This window comes from Curtobacterium sp. MCPF17_001 (assembly GCF_003234615.1).
Classification (GTDB): domain Bacteria; phylum Actinomycetota; class Actinomycetes; order Actinomycetales; family Microbacteriaceae; genus Curtobacterium.
The window spans coordinates 18,890-35,454 of record NZ_QKSL01000017.1 but is presented as its reverse complement, the minus strand read 5'-3'; the positions used below and the strand labels follow the sequence as shown (position 1 = coordinate 35,454).

The 16,565-nt window shown below is 73.5% G+C and carries 13 protein-coding genes; 9 read left to right on the top strand and 4 right to left on the bottom strand.

The genetic code is table 11. From position 1 onward, the window contains the following. Positions 1 to 9 precede the first annotated feature (9 nt). Complete coding sequence (locus tag DEJ24_RS14225) at positions 10 to 1,428, top strand: hypothetical protein (protein ID WP_111079188.1); 1,419 nt, start codon at positions 10 to 12, stop codon at positions 1,426 to 1,428. A 20-nt stretch (positions 1,429 to 1,448) separates the two neighbouring features. Here DEJ24_RS14225 and DEJ24_RS14220 read toward each other — a convergent pair whose 3' ends face one another. Together DEJ24_RS14220 and DEJ24_RS14215 are read right to left on the bottom strand one after the other, a co-directional pair. After that, a complete protein-coding gene (locus DEJ24_RS14220; RefSeq protein WP_146240632.1) occupies positions 1,449 to 2,852 on the bottom strand; it encodes an O-antigen ligase in 1,404 nt (467 codons plus the stop codon). Continuing rightward, a complete protein-coding gene (locus tag DEJ24_RS14215) occupies positions 2,849 to 4,969 on the bottom strand; it encodes an acyltransferase family protein (RefSeq protein ID WP_181432980.1) in 2,121 nt (706 codons plus the stop codon). The genes DEJ24_RS14220 and DEJ24_RS14215 overlap by 4 nt, the downstream gene beginning before the upstream one ends. A 76-nt stretch (positions 4,970 to 5,045) precedes the next feature. On the opposite strand from DEJ24_RS14215, the gene manA reads away from it, so the two are divergent. The 5 genes from manA (at position 5,046) to DEJ24_RS14190 (ending at position 12,189) form a co-directional block, all read left to right on the top strand. After that, the gene (gene manA, locus DEJ24_RS14210) at positions 5,046 to 6,272 is read left to right on the top strand and encodes a mannose-6-phosphate isomerase, class I (protein ID WP_111079202.1); all 1,227 of its coding nucleotides are present in this window, start codon (positions 5,046 to 5,048) and stop codon (positions 6,270 to 6,272) included. An 81-nt stretch (positions 6,273 to 6,353) separates the two neighbouring features. Then, complete coding sequence (galE, locus tag DEJ24_RS14205; RefSeq protein WP_111079186.1) at positions 6,354 to 7,316, top strand: UDP-glucose 4-epimerase GalE; 963 nt, start codon at positions 6,354 to 6,356, stop codon at positions 7,314 to 7,316. Positions 7,317 to 7,534: 218 nt separating this feature from the next. Further along, a complete protein-coding gene (locus DEJ24_RS14200; protein ID WP_374107134.1) occupies positions 7,535 to 7,867 on the top strand; it encodes a WhiB family transcriptional regulator in 333 nt (110 codons plus the stop codon). 75 nt (positions 7,868 to 7,942) lie between these two features. Further along, complete coding sequence (locus tag DEJ24_RS17005; protein ID WP_111079185.1) at positions 7,943 to 10,795, top strand: glycosyltransferase family 2 protein; 2,853 nt, start codon at positions 7,943 to 7,945, stop codon at positions 10,793 to 10,795. Continuing rightward, on the top strand, positions 10,792 to 12,189 hold the full coding sequence (locus tag DEJ24_RS14190; protein WP_111079184.1) for a DUF5719 family protein: 1,398 nt from the start codon (positions 10,792 to 10,794) through the stop codon (positions 12,187 to 12,189). The genes DEJ24_RS17005 and DEJ24_RS14190 overlap by 4 nt, the downstream gene beginning before the upstream one ends. A 31-nt stretch (positions 12,190 to 12,220) precedes the next feature. On the opposite strand, the gene DEJ24_RS14185 is transcribed toward DEJ24_RS14190, so the two are convergent. After that, positions 12,221 to 12,661, bottom strand: coding sequence for a metallopeptidase family protein (locus DEJ24_RS14185; RefSeq protein ID WP_110904720.1), 441 nt, complete (start codon positions 12,659 to 12,661; stop codon positions 12,221 to 12,223). 68 nt (positions 12,662 to 12,729) lie between these two features. Between DEJ24_RS14185 and DEJ24_RS14180 the strand changes: the two genes are divergently transcribed. Both DEJ24_RS14180 and ahcY read left to right on the top strand, forming a co-directional pair. Continuing rightward, on the top strand, positions 12,730 to 12,957 hold the full coding sequence (locus DEJ24_RS14180) for a DUF3499 family protein (RefSeq protein ID WP_110904719.1): 228 nt from the start codon (positions 12,730 to 12,732) through the stop codon (positions 12,955 to 12,957). 108 nt (positions 12,958 to 13,065) lie between these two features. Then, positions 13,066 to 14,559 carry an adenosylhomocysteinase gene (ahcY, locus tag DEJ24_RS14175; RefSeq protein WP_111044300.1) on the top strand — a complete coding sequence of 498 codons (1,494 nt, stop codon included), beginning with the start codon at positions 13,066 to 13,068 and terminating at the stop codon, positions 14,557 to 14,559. Between the two features lie 33 nt (positions 14,560 to 14,592). Here ahcY and DEJ24_RS14170 read toward each other — a convergent pair whose 3' ends face one another. After that, entirely contained in the window at positions 14,593 to 15,462 is an 870-nt protein-coding gene (locus DEJ24_RS14170; RefSeq protein ID WP_111079183.1) for an RDD family protein, read from the bottom strand. Positions 15,463 to 15,539: 77 nt separating this feature from the next. On the opposite strand from DEJ24_RS14170, the gene DEJ24_RS14165 reads away from it, so the two are divergent. Continuing rightward, positions 15,540 to 16,535: a stage II sporulation protein M gene (locus tag DEJ24_RS14165; RefSeq protein WP_111079201.1), complete on the top strand. Its 996-nt coding sequence runs from the start codon at positions 15,540 to 15,542 to the stop codon at positions 16,533 to 16,535. Positions 16,536 to 16,565 lie beyond the last annotated feature (30 nt).

The window sequence follows — 16,565 nt, the reverse complement described above, 5'->3', positions numbered from 1 at the left end:
TCGAGGCCGATGGGACACGCGGCGCGGGGCTGGAGGTCGGCACTCGCCGCGGTGTCGGCCGTGGTGCTCGTGGGCGTGCTCGCCGCCGTGAGCGCGTGGGTCCGCCTCGGTCCGGTCGCCCGCGGCACCGTGTGGGCCGAGGACGGCGGGCTCTTCCTCCGTGAGCACCTGGCCCTCGGGCCGGTGGCGAGCCTCTTCCACCCCTACGCGGGCTACCTGCACCTCGTGCCGCGGCTCGTCGTGGACCTCGCGCTGCTGTTCCCGGTCGCCGACTACGCCCTCGTCGTCTCGGCGACGTCCTGCCTGCTGGCCGGTGCGGTGTGCGCGGCGGTGTTCGTCCTGGCGCGGGACGTCGTGCCGTCGTGGCCGCTCCGGCTCGTGCTCGCCGTGGTCCCGGTGGCCCTGCCGACGGCGCCGTGGGAGGTCTCCGGCAACGCGGCGAACCTGCACACCTTCGCGCTGTTCCTCGCACCGTGGGTACTGGCCCACCGGAGCCGGACGTGGTGGGGGGCCGGAGCCCTCGGCGTCGTCACGGTCCTGGTGCTCGCGACCGAGGCGCAGGCGGTCCTGTTCCTCCCGCTGCTCGTGCTCGCCTGGCTGCCGGCACCGGCGTCGGCACCGGTGCCGGGCCCCCGCGGCGGCAGACGCTTCCTGGCGCTGCCCGTGACGGTCGCGGCCGTCGCGGCCGCGACCGCGCAGGTCGTCACCGCCTTCACGACCCCCCGCGCCTCCGCCCCCGGGCACCCGGCCGCGTCCGACGTCGTCGCCGGGTGGCTGTTGCAGACGGTCGGTGGCCTCTGGGACGCCGACCTGGGAGCCGTGGCGGGGGCCGTCGTCGACCACGGCTGGTGGGTGCTCGCCGTGCCGTCCGTGCTGGTCGTCGTCGTCGTCCTCCTCGGCTGCGGCGTCGCGCTGCGCACCGGCCGCGGGCGCACCGCGGTCGTCGCCCTCGCGCTCGCCCTCGGTGCCGCCGTGGTCTGGACGGCGGCCCTCCTCGCGAACCGGTCGGCCGACGGCCGGTGGTCGCAGGTCGCCCCGGCGGCACTCCTCACCGCGACGCCCTCCCGGTACGGGGCCGCAGCCGGGATGCTCCTCACGGCCGCGGTCGTGGTCGCCGCCGCGGTCCTCGTCGACCGGGTGGTCACGCCCGGCGGGAGCGGTCGTCGGGTGGCGGTGCGGGCCTCCCGGCCAGGAGGCGCGGCCCACCTCGTCGGGGCGGCCGTCGGCTGGGGCGTGGTCGCGGTCCTGGTGACGACGTGGGTGGTGAACGCCCCCGGGAGCGCCCAGCGGAGCACCGGCCCGGAGTGGCAGCCGCAGTTCCGGGACGCGGTCGCGACCTGCCGGGCGGACCCGACGGCCGTCCTCGACATCCGCACCCAGCCGTGGGGCGCCGCGGTCCCGTGCACGCTCGTCCTCCGCGACGGCTGACGTCCGGAGGCCTCAGCTCGTCAGGGGTTCGCCGCCCAACGGAACGCGCGCTTCGCGATCGGGGTCCGTGGACCGTCGCCGACCGACGGTGGTTCCTCGGTGACCAGGACGATCCGCGACTTGATCGCGAGCAGTGCGAAGAGCACCCAGTTCCCCTGGTAGAGCAGCCGCGACTCGGCGATCGCCTGCACCAGGAGTGCCACGACGACGAGCAGCGGGAACAGCCCGACCGCGTCGAAGGGGCGCGGGGCGAGGTCGGGGCCGAATCCCACGCGGGTGGCACCCGCCCAGGAGCGGCTGAGCGTCGTCACGACGTAGACCGCGAAGAGGACGAGGCCGACGATGCCGGTCTGCATCCAGACGTCGAGCGCGGCGTCGTGCGCCTGCAGGTAGGTCACGCCGTTGCGGGGTGCGAGCTGTGCCAGCAGCGGGATGTCCGGCCACCAGTAGCCGATCCAGCCGAAGCCGAGCACCGGGTGCTGCTCGATGAGCCCCCAGACGGCCGTCCAGATCGTCCCGCGACCCGTCAGGTCCGAGGACCGGCCCAGCACGGCGACCAGCGTGTCCTTCGCGAGGACGGTGCCGACCACCACGACCACCAGGCCGAGCGCGATCGCCCCGTACCGGGGCGCGCGGCGTTCGGTCGGGACCCGGCGCATCCACAGCGCGAGGGCCAGGACCACCAGCACGACCAGGGCGGCCACGAGCACCGTGCTCGAACGGGTCAGAGCGGTCACCAGCACGGCGACGACGAGCCACCCGATCGCCCGCATCCGGCGCATCCGGCCCTCGGCGAGCTGGACGGCGACGACGATCGCGGCGAGCAGGGCCACCATCGCCAGGAGGTTCGCGTTCCCCGGCAGCCCCTGGATCCGTCCGCCGGTGAAGAGCTCGGCGCGCGAGAAGTAGAACGCGTCCGGGACGTCCCGGTCGCCGTAGTCGGTCCAGATCGGAGCGATCGGGTGCCGGACGACGACGGCGACGACGGCCTCGAAGAGCAGGGACAGCCCGAGGACCCACCGGAACGCCAGGCTCATCGCGTCGAGGATCCGACGCCAGGTCAGGGTCGAGGCGATCGCGAAGGCGACCAGGGCGCACAGCACCTGGGCCACGGTGCTCGCCAGCGTCGCCGGCCGCCAGTGCGACCAGAGCACCGAGACCAGGCACCAGGCGAGGAAGAGCCAGAGCGCCCGGGGCGTGCGGGACAGCGGTGGGCGGGCACGGACCACGACGCTGACGCCCCAGGCGCCCTCGAGCGCCCAGACCGCCGCGGCACCCCACCACGTGATCGTGTTCGGGACGGCGTCGCCGGCGGACAGCGTCAGCAGGACCGTGGCGGCGAGGGCGAAGGCCTCTCGTTCGGGCACGGAGCCGCGCGCCAGTGGCCAGGTGTTCGTCACGGAGGACAGGTTAGTGCCGCTCACCGCCCGAGCGTCCGGAGTGCGTCGGCGAGCGCGCTGCCGAGGGACGGGGCCAGGGTCCGCGCGAACGTGGCGGTGAGGTGCGTCGGGTCACGGTGCACGACGACGCCGCCGACCACGGCCGGGCAGGTCGTGGCGGTGCAGTACCGGTCGGTCAGGTCCACGAGCGCGGCTCGGTGGCCGAGCCGTGCCACGGCTTCGGCGGAGCCGTCGAACGCGGCGAGCGCGGCGGCCCGGGGTGAGTCGCAGACGTCGGTCGTGGGGCCGGTCATCCGACCGAGGCAGTCCAGTGTGTCGTTGCCCGCGACCGGGTTGTCGCGGATCGCGATCACCGGCACCCCGGCGTCCGTGGCGTTCCGCCATGCACCGACCAGGCCGTCGACCACGGTGGCGTCGTTCGTCGAGCCAGCCGGCACGATCACGGGGCTCTTCGTCGCCGCGTGCGTGACGACGAGGGCGTCGAGGTCCGGGTGGTCCCGCACCCAGGCGAGCGCCGCCTGCTTCCACCCGTTGCAGCTGGCCGTGTAGGCGTCGGACGGTGCCTGCTGCTCGGCCGTCGTCAGGTAGCAGCCGATGTGCCCGGCGACGTCGATCCGCCAGTTCCGTTCGCGCGCGATCGCCGCGTAGGCACTGATCAGCGCGTTGTTGTGCGAGTCGCCGATCGCCGCGATGTGCCTCGTGTAGCCGGTCGCCGGTCCGAGGCGGCAGACGGCGAGGTCCGGCGTGGTGTTCGACCAGCACGCGGGGCGGTTGGCGTCGTCGGTGCCCGCGGCGGCCGGCGCCGGGACGCGGACGTCCGCCAGACGCGGGTCGGTGCACGGGTCCGCGGTGCCGACACCGGCGGCGGCGCCGAAGCAGGGGACATCGCCGGTCTCGAGCGACCGCTGGTAGGCCGCCGCCTGCGTCTGCTGCACCTCGAGCGCGCCGAGCGTGGAGGCCCCGAGGGCGACCACGAGGAGGGTGCTGGCGATGCCCCAGAGTGCCACGCGCCGTGGCCGCAGTGCCGACACGCGGGCCGAGAACCGCAGGGGTTCCTCGACGAAGCGTGTCGTGAGCGCCGCGAGGGCGATGCTGCCGACGAGGATCGCGACCTTGCTCCGGGTGCCGAGCGGGTGCCCGGTGACGATCGGCAGCAGGACGACGGCCGGCCAGTGCCAGAGGTACACGGCGTACGAGATCCGGCCCAGTGCCGCGACCGGCGCCCACCGACCGAGCACGGTCAGGCCCGACGACCCGCCGAGGAGGACCACGAGGCCCGCGCCGACCACGGGCAGCAGGGCGGCGGTGCCGGGGTAGGGCGTCGTCGGGGAGATCGTCCACAGGGCCGTGACGAGCATGACGACGCCGAGCCAGGCACCGCCGCTGCGCAGCCGGTCGGCTCCGTTCCCCCGTGGCGTCGCCGCGCGGGGGACCGTGCGCAGCGTGGCCGCCAGCCCACCGAGGGCGAACTCCCACGCCCGGGTGGCGGTGGAGAAGTACGCGATGCCCGGCGCGGTGCGGGTCTCGACCACGCACCAGACGAGCGAGAGCACCACGACGGTGCCGAGCAGCAGTCGGGCGGTGTGGACCGGGGACGCGGAGCGTGACCCGCTGCGCGCGTGGCGGCGGACCGCGGCCAGCACCACCAGCAGCACCGGCAACGCGATGTAGAACTGCTCCTCCACGGACAGCGACCAGAAGTGCTGGAACGGCGAGGGGTCGTTGTCCGAGGCCAGGTAGTCCACCGCGTCCGAGGCGAGTTGCCAGTTCTGCAGGTACACCGTCGACGCGATGAGCTCACGCCCGTACTGTCCCCACAGGGTGCTCGGCACGAGGACGAGCACGGCCGTCCCGGTGGCGAGCAACGTCAGCGCGGCGCCGGGCAGCAGGCGCTTCGCCCGGCGGGCCCAGAACGCCGCCAGCGCGATCCGTCCCGAGCGGACCTGCTCCCGCAGCAGGTGTCCGGTGATGAGGTACCCGGAGACGACGAAGAAGACGTCGACCCCGACGAACCCGCCCGGCACCCGGTTCGGCCACAGGTGGTAGACGACGACGGCGAGGACCGCGAACGCCCGCAGTCCCTGGATGTCCCACCGGGTCCGGTCGGCGTGGTCGGACACGGGGCGGATCGGCTCGGACATCGCGGAGAGTCTATGTATCGCGGATCGTGCACGTGGTGCGCCGCTCCCGTCCACCGCCGCCGGATACGCTCGACCCATGTTCCTCGGCATCACGAACACCCCGCGCGACTACGCCTGGGGGTCCGTCTCCGCGATCCCCGAACTCCTCGGACGGACCGTCACCGGCGTCCCGCAGGCCGAACTCTGGCTCGGCGCCCACCCCGGCAGCCCGAGCGTCGTGGTCAACCCCGCGATGGTCGGCGGCGCGGACACGGTGCTCGACTGGATCGCCGCCGAGCCGCAGACGGCCCTCGGCGACGACCGCACCGGACTGCCCTTCCTGCTCAAGGTCCTGGCCGCAGCCGCACCGCTCTCGCTGCAGGCGCACCCCACGCCCGAGCAGGCGCGCGAGGGCTTCGACCGCGAGGAAGCGGCCGGTGTCCCGATCGACGACCCCGCCCGCAACTACAAGGACCCGTTCCCGAAGCCCGAGCTCGTCGTCGCGCTGAGTGACCGGTTCGAGGCACTGAGCGGGTTCCGTCCGGTCGCCGAGGCGCTCGCCGAGGTCGAGACGCTCGACGCCGGGTCCGGTCGACTGGGACCGCTCGTGGTGCACCTGCAGCAGGGACTCGAGGACACCGTGCGTTGGCTCGAGGAGACCGACGACTCCGCCCGTGCCGTGATCGGCGCGGTCGGGCACCTGGCCGAGGAGGCCGTGGCCGCTGCCGTCGCCGCCGGGACCACCGTCTCGCCGAGCACCGCGACCGCCGCCGACCTGGCCCGGACGTACCCGGAGGACCCGGGCGTCGTCGTCTCGCTCCTCATGCACCGCGTGACGCTGACCCGTGGCGAGGCCATGTACCTGCCGGCCGGGAACATCCACGCGTACCTCGACGGCCTGGGCATCGAGCTGATGGCCCCGTCAGACAACGTGCTGCGCGGCGGCCTCACGCCGAAGCACGTCGACGTCCCGGAGCTGCTCCGGGTGCTCGACTTCACGGCGTACCCCGCGCCGCTGCTCGAGCCGGAGCACCTCGGCCCGGTCGTCGACCGCTTCGCGCCCGAGGGCGTCGGCTTCGCACTGGTGCGCGTCACGAGCGACGGGAAGCCGGTCGGGGTCAGCACCGGTGGCACGGCCCCGCTGTCGGGTCCGTCCATCGCGATCTGCACCGAGGGCGTCGTCACGCTGGTCGGGGCGAACTCGGCGACGCTGCTCCGTCAGGGGGAGTCCTGCTACATCACGCCCGACGAGGGCGACGTGTCGGTCGAGGCGGACGCCGGCAGCGGCCGCACCGCGACGGTCTTCATCGCCACCGGCGCGTAGCGCGGCGCGCGGCGCCGGGACGAGGAGGCGGCGGGGCAGCCGGTCCGCCGTCGGACCGGCCCGTTCCGCTAGCGTGGCGGCATGAGTTGGTTGGTCACCGGCGGTGCCGGGTACATCGGGTCACACGTCGTCCGTGCGCTGGTCGCTGCGGGCATCGACACGGTCGCGTTGGACGACCTCTCGAGCGGCTTCCGAGCCTTCGTGCCGGAGAGCGTCCCGTTCGTCGAGGGCACGATCCTGGACGGTGAGCTGCTCGTCCGCACGCTGCGCGAGCACGACGTGACGGGTGTGGTCCACGTCGCGGGCTTCAAGTACGCGGGGGTCTCGGTCGAGCGGCCGCTGCACACCTACGAGCAGAACGTCACCGGCATGGCGACCCTGCTCCGGGCGATGGCGGACGCCGGTGTCGACAAGGTCGTGTTCTCCTCGAGTGCCGCGGTCTACGGCACGCCGGACGTCGACGTGGTCGTCGAGGAGACCCCGAAGGCGCCCGAGTCCCCGTACGGCGAGTCGAAGCTCATCGGCGAGTGGCTGCTGCGCGACATGGAGGTCGCCGCGGGCTTCACGACCACGTCGCTCCGCTACTTCAACGTCGTCGGTTCGGGGGAGCCGGACCTCTACGACGCCAGCCCGCACAACCTGTTCCCGCTCGTCTTCGACGCCCTGCTGGCCGGCCGGACGCCGCGGATCAACGGGGACGACTACGCCACGCCGGACGGCACCTGCGTCCGTGACTACGTGCACGTCGCCGACCTGGCCCACTCGCACGCGGTCGCTGCACGCAAGCTCGAGGCGGGCGAGCCGCTCGAGCGCGCCTACAACCTCGGCAGCGGTGACGGCGTGAGTGTCCGTCAGATCATGGACGCGATGGCTCGCGGGACCGGGATCGACTTCCGGCCCGAGGTCGCGCCGCGTCGTGCCGGGGACCCGGCACGCATCGTCGCCACCGGCGAGGCGGCCGGTCGGGACCTCGAGTGGGCGATGCGACACACGCTCGACGACATGGTGACGAGCGCCTGGGAGGCCCGGCAGCGCGCTGCGTAGTCAGCGCCCGGCCGACACGCCCCGCTCCCACCCCGGTCGCGGGGCGTTCGCTGTCCCCCGAAAGGCCCGCAGACACGCCGCGACACGCCCGAATGGGGGACATGCCACGGCGGAAGCCGGAGGGGCTTCTATGATCCGCGACTTGACTCCGGGTAATCACACCGATGTAATTACACCGACGGCATCGTCGTCAGGGTCCCGAACCGAGACGTCAAGGGGTGATCAGGGTGAGCGCATCCGACTTCGAAGCCGGAGTGCCGGACGACTGGCACGTCGACCCCGTCGCGCTCGGCGTCCCGGGCGTCCGCCGGTCGACCGAGGCCGACGAGGAGAACCCGCTCTCGTGGCAGGTCGACTCGCTCTGCGCGCAGACCGACCCCGAGGCGTTCTTCCCCGAGAAGGGCGGCTCCACCCGCGAAGCCAAGAAGATCTGCACCTCGTGCGAGGTCCGGTCGCAGTGCCTCGAGTACGCGCTCGAGAACGACGAGCGGTTCGGCATCTGGGGCGGTCTCTCCGAGCGTGAGCGTCGCAAGCTCCGCAAGCGCGCCTGAGGCTCCCACAGGTTCACGCCGCGCCGTCGTGCGCGGCCGGCACCGGGCCTCCCGGCCCGTAGAGTCGCTCCCGTCATGCAGCCCAGTGCCTCCACGCCCCGCGTCACCGCGATCCTCGTCGCAGCCAACGGGTCGGACCATCTCGACCGCACCCTGAACGCCCTGGCGGCGCAGACCCGCCCGCCGGAGGGACTCGTGGTGGTCGACGTCGGCTCGACCGACGGGTCGACCTCCGAGCTCTCCTTCGGCGGCAGCGCCCAGCTGTCCCGCATCGCGGCCGGGCGGCCCTTCGGCGAGGCGGTTCGGCACGGCGAGCAGGTCGCCCCCCGCGCCGAAGCCCAGGACGGCGTCGACGAGTGGCTCTGGCTGGTCGGCCACGACAACAGCCCCACGCCCGGCACCCTCGCCGCGCTCCTCGGTGCCGTCGAGATCGCCCCCTCGGTCGCGATCGCCGGCCCGAAACTCGTCAACGTCGACGACCCGGCCCGCATCGCCGCGTTCGGCGAGAGCATGACGCGGATGGGGCGCTCGATCACCCTCGTCCAGGACGAACTCGACCAGGGCCAGCACGACCGGCACACCGACGTGCTCGGTGTCTCCGCGGGTGGCATGCTCGTCCGCCGGTCCGTGTGGAACAGCCTCGGCGGCTTCGACCCCGCGCTGCCGGACGTCGACGCAGCCCTCGACTTCTCCGTGCGTGCCCGCCTCGCCGGCCACCGCGTCGCCGTCGTCCCGGACGCCCGGGCCACCAGCGCCGGTCCGATCGAGGAGTTCGGCCGCGCGAAGGTGTCCGAGCGGCGCCGTGTGCGGATGCACCGCCAGGCGCAGCTGCACCGCCGCCTGACCTACTCGTCCGCCGGTGTCCTCTGGATCCACTGGCTGACCCTCGTGCCGTTCGCCCTCGGACGGGCGATCGGACACCTCGTCGCGAAGCACCCGGCCGCGGTCGGCGGTGAGCTGGCCGCCGCGTTCGCGGTCGCCTTCGGCGGTGGGGTCGGTCGTGCCCGGCGGACCCTCGCGGCGAACCGGAAGCTCGGGTGGGGGGCGATCGAACCGCTCCGGATCAGCTGGCGACGGGTGCACGAACACCGCACGACCTCCCGTGACGTCGAACTCGCCCGCGTCGAGGACGCACCGATCGCCCGAGCGTCCTTCCTGGCGGACGGGGGCATCTGGGCGGTCCTGGCCGCCGTCGTGCTCAGCGTCGTGACGCTCTTCCCGCTGCTCGGCTCGCCCGCGCTCACCGGCGGGGGGCTGCTGCCGCTCAGCACGGACGTCGGCGACCTCTGGCGGAACGTCGGCTACGGCTGGCACTCCCTCGGCACCGGCTCCACCGGCCCGTCCGACCCCTTCGCCGCGGTGCTCGCGGTGCTCGGCTCGATCACGTTCTGGTCACCGTCGACCTCGATCGTGCTCGTCATGCTCCTGTCCTTCCCGCTCGCCGCCCTCGGCGCGTGGGCCGCGGTGCGCAAGGTGACGACGCGGACCTGGGTGCCGGTCATCGGTGCCGTCCTCTACACGGTCGCACCGGCCCTCGTCGGCGCGGTCACCACCGGCCACCTCGGCGCCGTGATCGCCCACGTGCTGGTGCCCTGGCTGTTCCTGACGCTGGTCGAGGCGCACCGGTCGTGGGCCTCGGCCTCCGGGGCTGCGCTGCTCTTCGCGGTCGTCGCCGCGTCGGCACCGTCGCTCCTGCCGGTGCTCCTGATCGGCTGGCTCGTCGCCCTCGTGGTCGGCTGGCGGCACGCACACCGACGGGTCTTCGTACCGGTGCCGGCAGCCGTGCTCTTCGTCCCGCTCGTGCTCGCGCAGATCGCCCGGGGCAACCCGCTCGCCGTCTTCGCGGACCCGGGCGTCCCCTCCGCCACGCCCGCGCCGAGTGCGCTGCAGCTGGCGATCGGGCAACCGCTGCCGGACTGGAACGGGTGGCTGTCCGCCGTCGCGCCGCTCGGTCTCGGCGACGCCGTGCTGCCGGTCGCGATGGCCGTGCTGGCCCTGCCGGTCGCGGCGAGCGCGATCGGTGCCGTCCTCGGCCACCGCTGGTCCCTGGCGGGCACGGCGCTCGTCGCCGCCCTGCTCGGCTACGCGACCGCGTTCGGGGCGACGCACCTCGCCGTCACCGGCGTCGGCTCCACCACCACGATCGTCTGGCCGGGCAGCGCCCTGTCGGTGTTCGCGCTCGCGATCGTCGTCGCGGCGTGCATCGGCATCGACACCGTCCCCCGGGCGGCCCCGGTCGTCGGGCTCGTCGCCTCGGTCTTCGCGGCCGTCGCGGTGGCTCCCGCCTTCGCCGCCTTCTACCTCGACCGAGCGGCCATCCAGCCGACCTCGGGCCGGGTGCTCAGCGCGTACGTCAACGCCGAGGCGCAGGCGAACCCCGACGTCGGCACGCTCGTCGTCCAGCCGCAGACCGACGGGTCGCTCGCGGTCGCCCTCGAGCGCGGCCAGGGCTCCACGCTCGACGACCAGTGGACCCTCGACGCGACCGCCCTCTCGCTGAGCCGGTCCGGCAGTCGCCTGGCGACCCTCGCCGGCAACCTGGCGAGCCGCAGCGGCTACGACCCCGAGCCGGCGCTCCGTGACCTCGGCATCAGCTTCGTCCTGCTCGACGACGCCCCCGACGACGCCGAGGCCCGCGCGGTCCACGACCGGGCCGCCGGGGCGATCGGACAGGACGCCCGCTTCACGAGCATCGGGGAGACCGCCAGCGGGTCGCTCTTCCACTACGAGGGCGACGTCGACCGGACGAGCACCGGCTCGGCCGCCGCGAAGGCGACCCACGTGCTCTACCTCGTGGTCATCGGCGTGGTCTTCGGCGCGGCCGCACTGCTCGCCGTGCCGACCGCGCCCCGCCGCCGCCGTGCGACGTCGAACGTCCTCGAGGCCGACGAACCCGCCACCACCTTCGACGAGGAGCGCGACGAATGAGCACGAGCACCGCGCGCCGCTGGGCACTCCGCGGCACCGCCACCGTCGTGGCCGTGGTCGTCGCGGCCGGCACGATCGCCGCCGCGCACACCATCGGCACGACCGCGGAACCGGGGCACCCCGCCGGGCGGACCGTCACCCCGGTGCCGGCCGCGGCCGAGCGGGTCTGCGCCGGCAGCGCGCTGCGTCTGTCCGACGACGCCGGCAACGACGCCACCCGCGCGAGCACCATCGGCTCGCCGGAGATCGCCACCGCCACCACCGGTGACCGGGTCGACCGGAGCGAACTCGGCAGCGCGAGCACCGGCAGCAGCGTCCCGACGCTCCTCACCGCCCCGGCGGGCGACACCGCTCCGCAGGTGGCGGGCAGCAGCTCCCAGAGCGTGTCCGACGGCGACGTCGTCGGCGTGGGGGCAGCCTCCTGTGACGACCCGTCGCAGTCGACCTGGCTCGTCGGCGGTTCGACCGAGACCGGTCGCACCAGCCTCGTCACCCTCAGCAACCCGACCGACGTCAACGCGACCGTCGACCTGTCGATCGCCGACACCAGCGGCACCGTCAGCGCACCGGGGACCACCGGCATCGTGGTCGCCCCGAACTCGCAGAAGGTCGTCCCGCTGTCCGGTTTCGTCACCGACCAGGGTTCGACGGTCGTGCACGTCACGTCCTCCGGCGGCCAGATCGTCGCCCACATGCAGGAGACCGTCGTCCGGACGCTCACCCCCGGCGGCTTCGACATCGTCTCCGGCGGCGCGGCCCCGTCACGGACCCAGGTCATCCCCGCGGTCGTGCTCGAGGACGCCGAGGGCGCGCAACGCGGCGAGGACACCGCCGATGCCGCTCCGGTGCTGCGTCTCTACGTCCCCGGCACCGAGGTCGCGCGTGTCACGCTCGGCATCACCACGGCCGACGGCGGCGGGACCACGGTCGACGCCACCGCCGAGCCGGGCGTCGTCACCGACGTGCCGCTCGACGACTTCCCGGACGGCCGCTACTCGTTCACGATCGACTCGTCGGTGCCGATCGTCGCGGGGGCACGCACGACGACCCCGACCGACGACGGGCGGACCGACCTCGGCTGGTTCGCGTCGGCCGAGCCGCTCTCCGCCACCACGGTCACGGCGGTCGCCGCCGGCTCCGGCGCTCGCCTGAACCTCGTCAACCCGACGCGGCAGGACGCGACCGTGACGGTCCGGTCCGGTGACGACGCGCAGGAGGTGCAGGTCACCTCCGGTTCCACCGCCACCGTGACCGTGCCGAGTGCGCAGCAGGTCACGATCAGCGGCGCCGAGGGCCTGGTGGCCGGGGTGACGTACCAGGGGGACGACGGCATCGCCGGGTTCCCGGTGCGCCCGGAGACCGAGGTCTCGAGTCCGGTGCGCGTCTACCCGTAGCGAGCGAGGCCGTCGGGCGCCGACCGGCCCGTCACCAGTGACGGTAGCGGTCCGGTGCCAGGTCCCAGGGGTCCTTGTCGATGAGCTCCGCGACGGCGCGGAACACCGCGGTCTCGACGACGATCCGCCGGTCCACGTCGTCCTTCTCGGGGCTGTGGGTGACCCGCTCGACCGGGATCCGGAAGACGGTCACGCGGCGGGCGTCCCGGTCGATGCGCCACCGGGGGAGTTCGTCGGGCAGGCCGGTGTCGGTCGGCATGTCCGCGACCTGGAACACCACGCCCGTCAGTTCTTCCGGCCACAGTCCGACCAGGTAGTGCGCGGTGTCGCCGACGACGCGGTCGAAGGCCTCGGCCCGGGTGATCACCGGGGCCAGTTCCGGCCCGGTCACGCTCGACCGGTGGCCCCGGCCGTGGCGGGAACGACCGCGTGCACGGTCGACCGGGGTGACGATCCTGGGCTTGCGGCGCATCCCGCCATCGTACGCGGCAGGACCCCGCGCGGGCTCCCCGTGGCGCGGCCGGTAGGGTCGAGTCCGGTATGGACGTACGGATCTGCAGCAAGGTCGCCTGTGGCGCGGGCGCCTCGGCGACCCTGACGTACGACTACGCCGACTCGATGGTCGTCGTCGGGCCGCTCTCCGGACGCGTCGAACCGCACGGGTACGACCTCTGCGCCCGGCACGCCGCGACCCTGCGGGTCCCGCAAGGATGGCGCGTGATCCGGCGTGACCCGCCGCCCCGGACGCCGGAGCGTCACCCGTCCTGACGGGAGGCACGCCTCGCTCCCTCCTGCACCGTCAGCCGTCCCCGTGGGTCTGTCCACGGGCGTCACGCGACACCGTCCTGGTCGGCGGTGCGTGGGAGACTGAGCGGCATGCCGACCGACACCCGCGCCGCCGTCCCGTTCCGCGTCGCCGACCTCACGCTCGCCGAGGCCGGCCGCCACCAGATCCGACTCGCCGAGAACGAGATGCCCGGCCTGATGGCGCTCCGGGACGAGTTCCGCGCCGCGCAACCGCTCGCCGGGGCGCGCATCGCCGGCTCGCTGCACATGACCGTGCAGACCGCCGTCCTCATCGAGACGCTGGTCGCCCTCGGCGCGCAGGTCCGCTGGGCCAGCTGCAACATCTTCTCCACGCAGGACGAAGCCGCGGCCGCCGTCGCCGTCGGCCCGACCGGCACGGTCGACGCCCCCGCCGGCGTCCCGGTGTTCGCATGGAAGGGCGAGACCCTCGACGAGTACTGGTGGTGCACGAACCAGGTCTTCGACTGGAGCGCCGAGGCAGCCGAGGCCGGGGCCGACTCCGAGCCCGTCTCCTGGCGTGGCCCGAACCTGGTCCTCGACGACGGTGGCGACGCGACCATGCTCGTGCACACCGGCGCGGACGCGGAAGCCGCCGGCCGGGTCCCGGACGCCGGCCCCGACGCCAGCGCCGAGTGGGAGATCGTGCTGGCCACGGTCGCGTCCTCGCTCGAGCAGTCCGGCGACCGCTGGACCCGGATCGCCGCGGACATCGAGGGCGTCACCGAGGAGACCACCACCGGCGTCCACCGCCTGTACGAGCTGGCGCGCGCCGGCGGGCTGCGGTTCCCGGCGATCAACGTCAACGACTCGGTCACCAAGTCGAAGTTCGACAACAAGTACGGCATCCGCCACTCGCTGCCGGACGGCCTGAACCGGGCCACCGACGTCCTGATCGGCGGCAAGGTCGCGTTCGTCGTCGGCTACGGCGACGTCGGCAAGGGCGCGGCCGAGGCGCTCCGTGGTCAGGGCGCCCGTGTCATCGTCAGCGAGGTCGACCCGATCTGCGCGCTCCAGGCGGCGATGGACGGCTACCAGGTCGCCCGTCTGCAGGACGTCGCGGCCCAGGTGGACATCGTCGTCACCTGCACCGGCAACCTCGGGGTGGTCGGCGTGGACGACATGCTCGCGCTGAAGCACCTGGCGATCGTGGCGAACGTCGGGCACTTCGACAACGAGATCGACATGACCGGCCTCGAGTCGATGCCCGGCGCCGAGAAGGTCGAGATCAAGCCGCAGGTGCACGAGTGGCGTCTGCCCAACGGCCGCTCGATCCTGGTGCTCAGCGAAGGCCGCTTGATGAACCTCGGCAACGCCACCGGTCACCCGTCCTTCGTGATGAGCAACTCGTTCACGAACCAGGTGCTCGCGCAGATCGAACTGCACACCCGGCTCGAGCAGTACCCGGTCGGCGTCCACGTGCTGCCGAAGCACCTCGACGAGAAGGTCGCCCGGCTGCACCTGGAGGCCCTCGGGGTCCGGCTCACCGAACTCCGGCCGGAGCAGGCGGCGTACATCGGCGTCCCGGTCGAGGGCCCGTACAAGTCGGAGCAGTACCGCTACTGAGCCCTGGTGCCGGGGCAGCGTCCGTCGGGGTCCTCAGCGCGGGAAGCCCGGCGGACGCGCCCCCGCGAGCGTGCTCGCCCGCTCGAGGGTGCGCGCCCGGCCGGTGAACGCCCGTAGGTCACGCGCTCGGCGCAGCGCGACCACCCCGGCCAGGAACTCCTCGGCCGGGACCGGCGGCACCGGCTGCGCGTACTCGGCGACCTCGGCCGCCAGGGAACGCGCCACCTCGGCGCGGAGTCCGGGCTGCACCGAGGCCGCGCCCCGGAAGAACGCTGCGATGCGGTTCTCGAGCCGTTGCGGCAGCCGACGGACGTCCGCGACGCCGGCCCACCCGATGAGTGACGGTGGCAGCGTCACGACCGGGTCGACCGACCGGCGCAGTCGCTCGTGCTGCACGACGGTACCCGCGAGCAGGTCGCCCAGGCGTCGAGGGCGGGAGCCGAACAGTGCGACGACCAGGGCGAGGGAGCCCACCGTGAGCCAGAGTTCCAGCAGTCCGACGAGGGCCCGGGTGAACGCGTGCCGGAACGACACCGCGCCGCCGTCGACCCGGACCACCCGGGTCCCGAGGGCGTACCGACCGACGCTCCGGCCTCGGGTGACGGTCTCGACGGCCGCCGGGACGAGCACGAAGACGACGACCACCACGACGATCTGCGCCGCGGCGGACCAGCCGCTGTCGACCCCGGTCGGCCAGACCCGGGACATGCCGATGAGGAGCATCACGAGGAGCACCACGAGGCACATCGCGTCGAGCAGTGCGGCGGCTCCCCGCAGGACGATGCTCGCCGGCACGACGTCGAGCGCGACGGCCTCACCGACGACGAGCGCGTCATCGGTGTCGTCCAGGGCGCGGACGAAGCGGCGGTCCGCGAGGTCCCGGGGCGTGGCGCGCTTCGGCATGGGATCATTCTGTCGGAACAGGACCACGAGCGGTCGTGGACCCGGAGCGTGGCTCCGACCAGCACGAGGGGGAGCGCATGGACCTGGACGCCTACTCCGAGGTGCATCGCGCTCGGTGGGACGAGCTCGACCGGCTCGCCCGACGCCGCCCCACCTCGGGTGACGACGTCGATCGCATGCTCACCGACTACCGAGCGGCCGCGACGGACCTCGCCCGCATCCGGCAGGTGTCACCGCGCTCCGCGACCGGTGACCGGCTCTCGCTGACCCTCCACCGAGCCCGCCTGCGGTTCACGGGGACGCCGGTCGATCCCGTCACCGCCGTCGTCCGGTTCTTCGCCCTCCAGCTGCCCGCCGCGCTGTACCGGATCCGGTGGGTGACGATCTGGGTCGCGGTCGCCACGATCGTCATCGCCGCCGTCACGGCCGTGTGGATCGCGTCGACGCCGGGCGCGGTCGACACGTTCGGGACGGACTCGGCACTCCGGCAGTACGCCACCCAGGACTTCGTCGACTACTACTCCGACCACGGGCTCGGAGCGTTCACCGCGCAGGTGTGGACGAACAACGCCTACATCGCCGCGAGCATGGTGGCGTTCGGCATCACCGGGCTCTTCGTGCCGTACTCGATCGTGCAGAACGCGATGAGCCTCGGTGTCTCGGCGTCGATCATGCACTCGCAGGGTCGGCTCGGGGACTTCTTCCTCTACATCGCCCCGCACGGGCAGCTCGAGCTGTACTCGATCTTCCTGGCGGGTGGGGCCGGGCTGATGATCGCGTGGTCGTGGATCGCCCCGGGGCACCGGACCCGGGCGCAGGCGCTGGCCGAGGACGGTCGAGCGCTCATCACGGTCGCGATCGGCCTCGTGCTCACCCTGCTCATGTCCGGCATCGTCGAGGGGACCGTCACCCGGCAGGACTGGCCGTGGCCGGTGAAGATCGGCATCGGCACGGTGGCGCTCGCCCTGGTCCTCGGCTACCAGTGGGGCGTCGGCGGGCGAGCACACCGGGCGGGGGAGCGTGGCGACGTCGACGAGTTCGAGCGGGGAGCCACCGAGATCGTCGCCGGCTGACCCGGCGCGACCACCCGGGTGTCGCAGCGT

What these genes read in the sequence shown, in the direction of transcription:
- DEJ24_RS14225 (WP_111079188.1), top strand. Translation starts at nt 10, where the DNA reads ATGGGACACGCGGCGCGGGGCTGGAGGTCGGCACTCGCCGCGGTGTCG.
- DEJ24_RS14215 (WP_181432980.1), bottom strand. Translation starts at nt 4,969, where the DNA reads ATGTCCGAGCCGATCCGCCCCGTGTCCGACCACGCCGACCGGACCCGG.
- manA (WP_111079202.1), top strand. Translation starts at nt 5,046, where the DNA reads ATGTTCCTCGGCATCACGAACACCCCGCGCGACTACGCCTGGGGGTCC.
- galE (WP_111079186.1), top strand. Translation starts at nt 6,354, where the DNA reads ATGAGTTGGTTGGTCACCGGCGGTGCCGGGTACATCGGGTCACACGTC.
- DEJ24_RS17005 (WP_111079185.1), top strand. Translation starts at nt 7,943, where the DNA reads ATGCAGCCCAGTGCCTCCACGCCCCGCGTCACCGCGATCCTCGTCGCA.
- DEJ24_RS14190 (WP_111079184.1), top strand. Translation starts at nt 10,792, where the DNA reads ATGAGCACGAGCACCGCGCGCCGCTGGGCACTCCGCGGCACCGCCACC.
- DEJ24_RS14185 (WP_110904720.1), bottom strand. Translation starts at nt 12,661, where the DNA reads ATGCGCCGCAAGCCCAGGATCGTCACCCCGGTCGACCGTGCACGCGGT.
- DEJ24_RS14180 (WP_110904719.1), top strand. Translation starts at nt 12,730, where the DNA reads ATGGACGTACGGATCTGCAGCAAGGTCGCCTGTGGCGCGGGCGCCTCG.
- ahcY (WP_111044300.1), top strand. Translation starts at nt 13,066, where the DNA reads ATGCCGACCGACACCCGCGCCGCCGTCCCGTTCCGCGTCGCCGACCTC.
- DEJ24_RS14170 (WP_111079183.1), bottom strand. Translation starts at nt 15,462, where the DNA reads ATGCCGAAGCGCGCCACGCCCCGGGACCTCGCGGACCGCCGCTTCGTC.
- DEJ24_RS14165 (WP_111079201.1), top strand. Translation starts at nt 15,540, where the DNA reads ATGGACCTGGACGCCTACTCCGAGGTGCATCGCGCTCGGTGGGACGAG.